The following is a 757-nucleotide window of genomic DNA, read 5'->3' on the forward strand; positions in this document are numbered from 1 at the left end:
AAATAAGCCGTCGGAACGGCGGTGAGCGGTATGTGAAGACCTTTGATGGCTTCACCCATCTTCTTACGATGCTGTATGCAGTCATCATGCGCTTCGACTCCCTGCGCGAGATAGAGGCGGCAATGACGGCTGAGGTGCGCAAGCTTCATCACATAGGCATTGACAGGGTTCCTAAGCGCAGTACCCTGTCAGACGCGAACGCCAGACGCTCGGAGAAATTCTTTGAGGACGTGTATCACGACCTTTACGAGTCCAATAAGGACAAACTTTCTTCGGACAGCCGACGCAATGGTACGGAGGAATGGGTAAAACGTCTGAGAATCATCGATTCCACCACGATAACCCTGTTCTCTAACGTCATCTTCAAGGGCGTGGGCCGTCATCCTAAGACGGGAAAGAAGAAGGGTGGCATAAAAGTGCATTCCGTCATTCATGCAAACGAGGGAGTTCACTGTGACGTGAAGTTCACCTCTGCCGCTACCAACGATTCCTTCATGCTCGCCCCCAGCCATTTCAAGCATGATGAAATCGTTGCCCTGGATCGTGCATATATTAACTATGAAAAGTTTGAGGAACTGACCGAGAGGAACGTCGTCTATGTCACCAAGATGAAGAAAAATCTCAAATACGAGGTGTTGGCAGACTGCATGGATATGAACGAGGATGGGCTGATGGAATATCGTGAGCAGGTGGTGGTGTTCAGGAAGGGCGGTATCAACCATATAGCGCGTATCATCACCTATGTGGATATCAAGAA

At 49.7% G+C, this 757-nt stretch carries 1 protein-coding gene; it reads left to right on the forward strand.

Annotation, left to right across the window (positions count from 1 at the left end):
* Positions 1 to 757 (forward strand): transposase (locus E0E16_RS04335; RefSeq protein ID WP_255418136.1); only part of this gene is annotated, 757 nt, incomplete at both ends.

Origin of the sequence: Prevotella rectalis (assembly GCF_900607215.1) — a bacterium.
In the GTDB taxonomy this organism is placed as follows: Bacteria; Bacteroidota; Bacteroidia; order Bacteroidales; family Bacteroidaceae; genus Prevotella; species Prevotella brunnea.